This is a genomic window from Synechococcus sp. R55.4, from assembly GCF_047461935.1.
In the GTDB taxonomy this organism is placed as follows: Bacteria; Cyanobacteriota; Cyanobacteriia; order Thermostichales; family Thermostichaceae; genus Thermostichus.
Map to the genome: position 1 here is coordinate 33,923 of NZ_JANSIF010000022.1, position 9,497 is coordinate 43,419.

Consider the following 9,497-nt stretch of genomic DNA (forward strand, 5'->3'; position numbering starts at 1 on the left):
GCCGGGCTCTGGTTCAATTCTCCAGGGCTGACCTTTGGATGTTGTCCGGCAAAATCTCTTCTCATTTTTTCATCTCAAGCTACTTTACAAAATAAAGTCACAAGAATGGAGCTGGGGATATGCGGGATGCCGTAACCACACTGATCAAAACCTACGACCTGACGGGCCGCTACTTGGATCGGGAGGCAATGGATGCGCTCAAGGCTTTTTATGACTCGGGGCTGCGGCGCATCAAGGCCGTGAACGTGATCAATCTCAACTCGGTGGATATCGTCAAAACGGCTGCTGCGGCCATGTTCGCCCAGGTGCCAGATCTCATTCGTCCGGGAGGCAACGCCTACACCACCCGCCGCTATGCCACCTGTTTGCGGGATATGGACTACTTCTTGCGCTACGCTTCCTACGCGCTGGTGGCTGCCGACAACAGCATTTTGGATGAGCGAGTCTTGGCCGGCTTACGGGAGACCTACAACTCCCTCGGTGTGCCCATCGCCCCGACGGTGATTGGCATTCAAAACATGAAAACCCGCACCCTGGAGCTGCTTGGCTCTGGCGAAGACTACAGCTTTGTGGCCGAGCCCTTCGATTACCTGAGCGCTAAGCTGAGCGAAACCGATATCTAAACCGATATCTAAGCGCCTGCTCTTATTCGTCGGCATAGGGGTTTGGCGGCACCGGTATCGGCTCCACCTGCTCGGCAGCGATTACCAACTGAGATTGGCCATCCCGCTGCTCCACGGCCATGCGCCCCTCCAGACGCAGCCAACTGTCGGCAGTTAATTGCTCTGCCTCTGGCCAGCGCACCGGCAAGCCCACGGGGTAAGCATCGGCAGCACAGCAGCTAACCAAAAACCGAGCAATAACAAAGTGGTCGGGTCGCTCGTCAGGAATGACGAACCCCTGCACCCGCACCGGCTGGTCTTCATAGGTGTAGGGATCCGGGTAAACATCCAAGGTGCGCACCCAGTCCAGCAGAGTACGCTGACGGGGGTCGAGCTTGGGGCGAAAAGCCTGCGGCTGGCTACGAGATGCTCCCAGATATGGAGATACCCCTCGGTTGAGGGCAGTTTGGCTGGAGAGCGGGCGTGGCTCGACCCAAAACCCCAGCAGGGCCGTCAGGATCAACAGTCCTGCGCCCAGCCGCGGCCCCAGTAGCGAGGAATGGACTTCAGAAGAAGGGACTTTGGCTCCTCGCCAACGGCCAATCCCCAAGCCCAACAGACATAGCCCAGCCAACAACGCCACATTCACATAGCCGGGATTGATCAACATCAGCAGGGTGCCCCGCCAGCGATAGACGATCAGCAGGATCCCTAGCAACATCAGCCCAGCCGCCTCCCAGTAGGCCGTATTGCCCCACCGCAACGGTTTGGACTCCGTCCCGCTGACGCGACCGACAGGCCGAGACATACCCTTGGTTTTCGCGTGCGGTTCCTCTGGATTTTGTTTTTCTCGAAGACGACCAGAACTGCTTTTGGGCATGGGTTGCAGCTTTTTCACACCACTCCGAGCCTAAGTTTAGCAATCCTCGCGGAAGTGCCCACTGCCGGCGTTGGGGAATGCCTGTGCTGCCAATTTCCCAGTCACAGGTATCGGGTTGCCCGAATAAGGCAAGGACTCCGTCCCCCTAACGCGAACAGCAAAACATTTCGTTTGGCTCACGTTCTTTGATTGCCGTCTTTACAGCTTCAGGGATCCCATCATCAATTCAACAAATCCAGCCACAGATAACCTCACATTGGCACGGACTTTGGCGTGATAGACAGGGTTGCAGGCTGATGTATAAAGCCTAGGGAGTTGCTGCAATTTTGGCGGTCTGCTCTACAGTGGGATAGAGACAACTGAGATATCACACACGAATGTTGGCCGAATGTTGGCAAGGATACCCACCTGGCTGCGGGGCGTGAGCTATGCCATCTATGGCTTTCTCTACCTGCCAATTCTGCTGATCGCCGTCTACTCCTTTAACCGAGCCCGCTTTGGCCTGGCGTGGACAGGTTTTACCTTCGATTGGTACCTTTCCCTGTTTCAGAATGCCCTGGTCTGGCAGGCCACGCAAAATACCCTCGTCCTGGCGTTGGTCAGCACGCTGGTCAGCACGCTGCTGGGATCCCTGCTGGGCTATGGGCTGTATCGCTATCGCTTCCCCGGTAAAAAGATCCTGCAGGGGCTGATGCTGTTGCCGGTGATCGTCCCCGATATTGTGATGGCCATCGCGCTGCTGCTGTTCTACCAGTTTGTGCGCTTTTACACGGGCCTCTTTGAGCTGGGCTTGGGGACGATGATCTTGGCCCACATTACGTTTCAGATTGCTTTTGTGGCTATTGTGGTGCGCAGCCGTCTCCAACTTTTGGATCCCGCCCTGGAAGAAGCAGCCTATGACCTCTATGCAAACACCTGGCAAAAGCTACGCTATGTCACCTTGCCCTTGGCCATGCCAGGGATCCAAGCTGCCGCTTTGCTGGCTTTTACCCTTTCGATAGATGATTTTGTCATCTCCTTTTTCACCAGTGGCCCCGAAAGCCAGACCCTGCCGATTTTGATTTACAGCACGGCGCGACGAGGAGTTACCCCGGAAATCAATGCCCTCTCCACCTTGATCATTCTGGTTACCTTGATCTTGGTCGTGGGCTTCCCCCTGCGGAGTGCTCCGCACCGCTGACGCGAACAGCCGCTCCCGCCTGGGATCCCGCTAGCCGTTCTCGACAGTTCCCCCTCTCCCCCTGAGAGAGGTTGGAGATGAGGGCCTAAGCCTAAGTGTTGAAGTAGCGGGCTGCCGGATGGTAAGCAACGATGGCGGTGGTGGACTGTTCCGGATCCAATTGATCGCTTTCGTCCATGGTGAGGCCAATGCGCTCGGCCTGGAGCACCTGCAGCAGAATCCGTTGGTCGGCAATGTTGGGGCAGGCGGGATAGCCGAAGCTATAGCGGGATCCCCGATAGCCCTGGTGCAGGATCTTGCGGATGTCGGGGCTATCTTCGTGGCCAAACCCCAGCTCCCGCCGGATGCGGGCATGGCACCATTCTGCCAGGGCTTCCGCCAGGGTCACAGCCAGGCCGTGGAAATACAGGTAGTCGGTGTACTGGCCTTCGGCAAACAGGCGCTGGGCATAGGCGGTGGCTTCTGCCCCTACCGTGACCGCCTGCATGGGGAAAACATCCACCAATCCTGTGGAGCGAGCGGCGAAGAAGTCGGCGATACAGTAGCGGTGGCCGCTCTTTTGGCGGGGGAAGGTGAAGCGGGCCAGCTCCCGCACCTGGGGAGAAAGCTGGGGCCGCTCGACCGTCGGCAGTTGGAAGTAGGTGGTGGAGTCGGGCTCCAGGGCAAACAGCTCGGGGAAGCTGGCCGGGTCGAAGAGGATTAGAGTATTTCCTTCCGCCTGCGCCGGGAAATAGCCGTAGACCACTTGGGGGTGCAGCAGATCTTCTGCCAGGATCCGCTCTTTCCAGCGCTCGATCACCGGATCCACCTGGGTGGCGATAAACTCGGCAAACTCCTCCGCCGACTGGTCGCGGGGCTTGCGAATCTGCCATTGTCCGGCCACCAGGGCTTGCTTGTCGATGTAGAAGAAGACTTCCGGCCAAGGGATCTGATCTGAGGTGAGAACCTGGGATCCCCAGAAAGGCGGGATGGGTCGCTCGGTCTCCAGGGCAACGGCTTCAGAGCGGCGGGTGTCTTGGGACTCGGAGAGGGTGAGGGCGGGAGCAGCTCCCACGGTGGTCTCCGCAGGGGGCAGGCTGGGATCCGTTTCCTCTGGAACCCAAGAAGCCTCTTTCTGGCCATTGGCAGAGGGGGATCCCTGCTCCAAGTCATCCAGAAAACCCAGCCGGTCGTCCCAGCGTCCGGCAGCTTTGGCCTGCATCAGCCGATCCATAAAGTGGAGATCGACGAAGGCGTCGCGGCCATAGATCACCTGGCCTTTGTAGGTCTGGCGGCAGTCTTCTTCCACAAAGCGGCGGGTGAGGGCAGCCCCTCCCAAAATGACGGGAACCGTGATGCCCCGCTCGTTAAACACCTCCAAGTTCTCCTTCATAAAGGCGGTGGATTTTACCAACAGGCCGCTCATGGCAATGCAGTCGGCCTTGTACTTTTCATAGGCTTCGATGATGTTCTCCACCGGCTGCTTGATGCCCAGGTTGATGACTTTGTAGCCGTTGTTGGTGAGGATGATGTCCACCAAGTTTTTGCCAATATCGTGGACATCCCCCTTGACGGTGGCAATCAAAAGAGTGCCTTTGCACACTTCCCCTCCCACCTTTTCCATGAAGGGCTCCAGGTATTTCACCGCCGCTTTCATGGTTTCTGCCGACTGCAGCACAAAGGGCAGTTGCATTTTGCCAGCGCCGAAGAGCTCCCCCACCTCCTTCATGCCATCCAGCAAAAAGGTGTTGATGATCTCCAGGGGGGGATATTTCTGCAGTGCCTCCGCCAGGGTCTCCTCCAGGCCAATCCGCTCCCCGTCAATGATGTGCCGCCGCAGGCGCTCCTCCAGAGGCAGCGTGGCCAGGGATCTGGCTGCCCGCAGCTCTTGGCTGGAAACTCCCGCAAACAGCTCCGTCAGCCGCGCCAGGGGATCGTAGGTGCAAATGCCCGAGGACTCCGTCCCGCTAACGCGAACGGCGTTAAACTGCCGCCGATCCCAGATCAGATCCCGACACACCTGCTGCTGCTCTGCGGGGATCTTGTTCAGGGGCAGGATCTTGGCGGCACTGACGATAGCGGCATCCAGGCCGGCCTCGCGGCACTCGTGCAAAAACACCGAGTTCAACACCACGCGGGCTGCCGGCGAGAGCCCAAAGGAGATGTTGGAAATGCCCAAGAGAATGTGGGTCTCCGGGAAAGCCTGGCGGATACGGCGGATGGCCTCCAGGGTAGCTGCCCCGTTGGCCCGGTCTTCCTCGATGCCGGTGGAAATGGGCAAAGCCAGGGGGTCAAAGAAAATCTCGTAGGGCGGGATCCCGTACTCAACCGCCTGGCGATAGGCGCGCTCGGCAATCTGGAACTTCTTGTCGGCGGTGCGGGCCATGCCCTCTTCGTCGATGGTGCCGATGACCACCCCGGCGCCGTAGGTTTTGGCCAGCTCCAGCACCTTTAGGAAACGTTCTTCCCCATCCTCGTAGTTGGTGGAGTTGAGCAGACATTTGCCTCCCGCCACCTTGAGGCCCGCTTCCATCTTTTGCCAATCGGTAGAATCCAGCATCAGGGGAATTGGGATTTGGGTAACCAGCCGCGAGACCAGCTCCCGCATATCCCGCACGCCATCCCGGCCCACGTAGTCCACATTCACGTCCAGGATGTGGGATCCCTCCCGCACCTGCTCCCGCGCTAGGGCCACCAGGCCGTCCCAGTCTTCGGCGTTGAGCAGCTCCCGCATCTTTTTGGAGCCGCTGGCGTTGAGGCGCTCGCCGATGATTAAAAACGAGTTGTCCTGCAGGTAGGGCTGAGGGGCATAAATCGAGGCAGCAGCCTGGATCCGTTCGATGCTACGACGTTTGGGCCGCAACCCCTGCACGGCTTCCACCAAGGCGGCAATGTGCTCGGGACGGGTGCCGCAACACCCTCCCACCACCGCTACCCCCAGATCCCGCACAAAATGCTCCAGGTGGAAGCGCAACTGCTCCGGCGTGAGCTTGTAGTGGGCTTTGCCGCCGATGTTTTCCGGCAGGCCGGCGTTGGGAATGCAGGAGATGGGAAAGGGGGAATGCCGAGAGAGGTAGCGGATGTGCTCCACCATTTTGTCGGGGCCGGTGGCGCAGTTGAGGCCCAGCACATCGATGGGATAGGGCTCCAGGATGGCCAAAGCCGCCCCGATCTCCGTGCCCACCAGCATTGTCCCCTGCACCTCAAAGGTGAGGGACACCACCACCGGCAGGCGGATCCCGCGTCGGGCAAACTCCTGCTGCACGGCCACCAGGGCCGCCTTGGTCTGCAAAATGTCCTGGCAGGTCTCGATGATCAGCAGATCCGCCCCACCGTCAACTAGCCCCTGCACCTGCTCCTCGTAGGCAGCCCGCATCTCATCAAAGCTGATGTGCCCCAGGGTGGGCAGCTTGGTGGTGGGGCCAATGGAGCCGGCCACAAAACGGGGCTTTTCCGGCGTCGCAAACTCGGCTGCTACCCGCTTGGCCAGTCGCGCCGCCGCCACGTTCAGCTCGTAGGCTTTTTCCGGGATCCCATATTCGGCCAAAACGATGGAGGTAGCCCCAAAGGTATTGGTCTCAACAACGTCGGCCCCCACTTCCAGAAAGCCGCGGTGTACCCGCTCCACCGCCTCCGGCTTGGTCAGCACCAGCATCTCGTTGCAACCCTCCAGCTCCGGCCCACCAAAATCCGCTGCCGTCAGGTTCTGGGCCTGGAGGGAGGATCCCATCGCCCCATCAAAGACAATCACACGTTCCTGGAGATGCTGCAGGAAGGGATGGGTCATAGAAGTCAAAGTCAGGCAGGGTGTCATCGACCTAGAGTCTGATTTAAGTTAGCATCGAGCCATTTGCTCGGACTAGGCCGAAGGATGGATCCCTGGCCAGGGCTTCCATTCTGGCCATTGTTGAGGCGAATTTAACATTTTCTTTGCCTGCCCCGTTGCTGTTTCCCCCAGGTCGGGCTAATTTAGGGAAGACGTTTTGGTGTGAACGGCTACAGTTGCTCGCAAGTGTTCCTCCCAGGGTCACTTGCCGCCTGCTGTAGAGCGATCTTCTCCTCGCGGGTTGGAGTGGTTGAGGTGCTGAATGTTCCGCCCCCCCAGTGAAGTGCCTCGCACTCCGTCGCAGGATTGGCGAAGAGAAAGATCCACCTCTCGCCATCTTGAGAGGTTCCGCCCACCAAGATGACGGGTCTTGCGCCAGTTCAGTTGAGCCCCATGAGCGATATCTGCTTCCAGATTGACCCGAGCAATTGGTTATCCAGAAGCGGGCAGGCTTGCCTAGGGCAACTCAGGCTTTGGCTTGCGGATATCGGCTCCCTCACTCTGGCGTTGTGGGATGCAGCAGGGCTGCAACTTGCTCCTCTCCCTTTGGCGTCTAAGCTCCCTTAGTCACCTTTAGTTGTCTGTGATTAGGATCACGAGGAACTCAGCATGGCTCAAGCAAAGGAATTGGTGAAATCTGGTCAAACAGCTCTTCTCGAATCGGATCTGGAAAATCCACCTTCTGGCACCCTGGAGTTGGACACGGAGACAGATACCCTCGAGAGCGAACTGGATACCGGTGACACTGATGCTTTTGATGAGGATGACGACGACGAAGAGGCAGCAGAGGAGGATGGAGAGACTGCCGCCGCCGGTGCCAAAGGTCGCTCAAAGCGCAAGGCGGCCAGTAAGAAAAAGCCCTACACCGATGACTCTATCCGGGTCTATTTGCAAGAAATTGGGCGTATCCGGCTGCTGCGGGCCGATGAAGAAATCGAGCTAGCCCGAAAAATTGCCGATCTGCTGGAGCTAGAGCGCGCTCGCGAGGCCGTTTTTCAGCGTATGGGCCTCTGGTCAGACCCAGAAGAGGTGCCGGACACCCTCTGGGCAGAAGAGGTCAAGATGTCCTTGCCGGAATTTCGGCGGCGGTTGCATCGGGGGCGGCGGGCCAAAGAAAAGATGGTGCAGTCTAATCTGCGTTTGGTGGTGTCCATCGCCAAAAAGTACATGAACCGGGGCCTGTCTTTTCAAGATCTGATTCAGGAGGGATCCCTGGGCCTGATCCGGGCAGCCGAGAAATTCGACCACGAGAAGGGCTACAAGTTCTCCACCTATGCGACGTGGTGGATTCGACAGGCCATCACCCGCGCCATTGCCGACCAATCCCGCACCATTCGCCTGCCTGTCCACCTCTACGAGACGATCTCCCGCATCAAAAAGGTAACCAAGTTGCTTTCCCAGGAATTGGGCCGCAAGCCCACCGAAGAGGAGATCGCCACCCGCATGGAGATCACCATCGAGAAGTTGCGCTTTATCGCCAAGTCGGCCCAGCTTCCCATCTCTTTGGAAACCCCCATCGGCAAGGAAGAGGATTCTCGGCTGGGAGACTTTATCGAGTCGGATGGGGAGACGCCGGAGGATCGGGTGGCCAAAGTCTTGCTCAGAGAAGATCTGGAAAGTGTTTTGGAAACCCTCACCGCCCGCGAACGGGATGTGTTGAAGTTGCGCTACGGCTTGGATGATGGCCGCATGAAAACGCTGGAGGAGATCGGCCAGATCTTTAATGTCACCCGTGAGCGAATCCGGCAGATCGAGGCTAAGGCTCTGCGCAAGTTGCGCCACCCCAACCGCAACAGCGTGTTGAAGGAATACATCCGGTGACTCTGGGGCCCATTCCTTCTAGCTCTCAGGGAGAGCCGGGGCAAGGGATCCAAGAGAGTTCCCGGCCCCCTAAGGCAGACTGAGTTGGAACTGCCAACCCGCGCGATGGAGGATCTTCAGCATGAACTCGAACCAGACTCCGCGGATCCCAGTCTTTCTGAAAAAGCAGCCCTCTTTCTGGTGTTGGCCGCGGTGGGCGCCATCGGAGCTTTGGTGGCCAAGCTCACCATTGTCAAGCTCACCATTGTGGTGGGGCGCACCGTTCGCAAGGATTCCTATTTTCTCTCCCAGAGGGCTGGATTGGCGGATCCCTTTACACAGACTCAAGGACTGAGCGATTGCGGCGCTTCTGGGCAGCCTTGACTTTCTACACGGCCCTGCCTCTGGGGTGGGTCGGAGACTTGCCGTTTGAGGGCATTGCCGCCTGGCTGCCAGGGGTAGGTGTGTTGCTGGGCGGGATCCTCTCCCTGGCTGGGATCCTGCTGCAGGTTTTCCCCAATCCGGTGCGGGCCGCTTTGCTCTTGGCCCTGTGGGTTCTCTTGACCGGTGGACTGCACCTGGACGGGGTGGCCGATACTGCCGATGGCTTGGCGATCAATGTCCACAAGCCTCCCCACACAGGGGATCCGCAACCGGCAGCCCAGGCAGACCCGGAGGGATCCCGCCGTCTGCAGGTGATGAGCGATAGCCACACCGGGGCCTATGGGGTACTGGCCTTGGTGCTGCTGCTGCTGCTGAAATTTGCTGCCCTGAGCAGCGTTCGAGCTTGGCCCCTCTTGCTGCTGGTGCCCGCCTGGGGGCGTTGGGGCCAGTTGCTCGCCATTGCCCTGTACCCCTATCTGCGAGAGCAGGGATCCGCCCGCTTCCTCAAGGACTCCACCTCCTTGCCGGGATCCCTGTGGCCGGGCACTCTGCTTGTGCTGGCCATCACCGGGGGGTTGGGCTGGGCTGGGATCTTGGCTTGGCCCCCTTTGCTGCTCTGGACGCTGGGATCCGCTCTGGGGGCTTGGGCCGTGGGCTACTGGATCTACCGCCAGTTGGGAGGACACACGGGCGATACCTACGGAGCTACGGTGGAATGGTCAGAAGCGATAGCATTGCTGTGGGGATCCCTTATTGGGCCATCATGAATCTGATACATTTACGCTGAACACTGCTGAACATCACTGTTCAACTATGCAGCGATAGCATTCTGTTTGTTTCCAAACA

7 protein-coding genes are annotated in these 9,497 nt (G+C 58.9%); 5 read left to right on the forward strand and 2 right to left on the reverse strand.

The annotated features are described in order from the left end of the window. The first annotated feature begins 119 nt into the window (after nucleotides 1-119). Nucleotides 120-623, forward strand: a complete 504-nt coding sequence (gene apcB / locus NW842_RS06910; RefSeq protein ID WP_011433791.1) for an allophycocyanin subunit beta — start codon at nucleotides 120-122, stop codon at nucleotides 621-623. Between the two features lie 22 nt (nucleotides 624-645). Here apcB and NW842_RS06915 read toward each other — a convergent pair whose 3' ends face one another. Next, complete coding sequence (locus NW842_RS06915; RefSeq protein ID WP_414417733.1) at nucleotides 646-1,410, reverse strand: TIGR03943 family putative permease subunit; 765 nt, start codon at nucleotides 1,408-1,410, stop codon at nucleotides 646-648. A gap of 460 nt (nucleotides 1,411-1,870) precedes the next feature. Here NW842_RS06915 and NW842_RS06920 point away from each other — a divergent pair, with 460 nt between their 5' ends. Further along, nucleotides 1,871-2,662 carry an ABC transporter permease gene (locus NW842_RS06920; protein WP_414417734.1) on the forward strand — a complete coding sequence of 264 codons (792 nt, stop codon included), beginning with the start codon at nucleotides 1,871-1,873 and terminating at the stop codon, nucleotides 2,660-2,662. Between the two features lie 91 nt (nucleotides 2,663-2,753). On the opposite strand, the gene metH is transcribed toward NW842_RS06920, so the two are convergent. Beyond that, complete coding sequence (gene metH / locus NW842_RS06925) at nucleotides 2,754-6,428, reverse strand: methionine synthase (RefSeq protein ID WP_414417735.1); 3,675 nt, start codon at nucleotides 6,426-6,428, stop codon at nucleotides 2,754-2,756. 648 nt (nucleotides 6,429-7,076) lie between these two features. Here metH and rpoD point away from each other — a divergent pair. From rpoD to NW842_RS06940, 3 genes are all read left to right on the forward strand, one after another. Continuing rightward, nucleotides 7,077-8,288 (forward strand): RNA polymerase sigma factor RpoD, encoded by a 1,212-nt coding sequence (gene rpoD, locus NW842_RS06930; protein WP_414417736.1) that lies wholly within the window; start codon nucleotides 7,077-7,079, stop codon nucleotides 8,286-8,288. Nucleotides 8,289-8,393: 105 nt separating this feature from the next. Further along, entirely contained in the window at nucleotides 8,394-8,651 is a 258-nt protein-coding gene (locus NW842_RS06935) for a hypothetical protein (RefSeq protein ID WP_148202754.1), read from the forward strand. Continuing rightward, nucleotides 8,627-9,418: an adenosylcobinamide-GDP ribazoletransferase gene (locus NW842_RS06940; protein WP_414332560.1), complete on the forward strand. Its 792-nt coding sequence runs from the start codon at nucleotides 8,627-8,629 to the stop codon at nucleotides 9,416-9,418. Before NW842_RS06935 ends, NW842_RS06940 begins: the two co-directional genes overlap by 25 nt. Nucleotides 9,419-9,497 lie beyond the last annotated feature (79 nt).

Bases quoted from the DNA above. Each gene is read 5' to 3' on its own strand.
- apcB (WP_011433791.1), top strand. From the start codon at position 120: ATGCGGGATGCCGTAACCACACTGATCAAAACCTACGACCTGACGGGC.
- NW842_RS06915 (WP_414417733.1), bottom strand. From the start codon at position 1,410: ATGTCTCGGCCTGTCGGTCGCGTCAGCGGGACGGAGTCCAAACCGTTG.
- NW842_RS06920 (WP_414417734.1), top strand. From the start codon at position 1,871: ATGTTGGCAAGGATACCCACCTGGCTGCGGGGCGTGAGCTATGCCATC.
- metH (WP_414417735.1), bottom strand. From the start codon at position 6,428: ATGACCCATCCCTTCCTGCAGCATCTCCAGGAACGTGTGATTGTCTTT.
- rpoD (WP_414417736.1), top strand. From the start codon at position 7,077: ATGGCTCAAGCAAAGGAATTGGTGAAATCTGGTCAAACAGCTCTTCTC.
- NW842_RS06935 (WP_148202754.1), top strand. From the start codon at position 8,394: ATGGAGGATCTTCAGCATGAACTCGAACCAGACTCCGCGGATCCCAGT.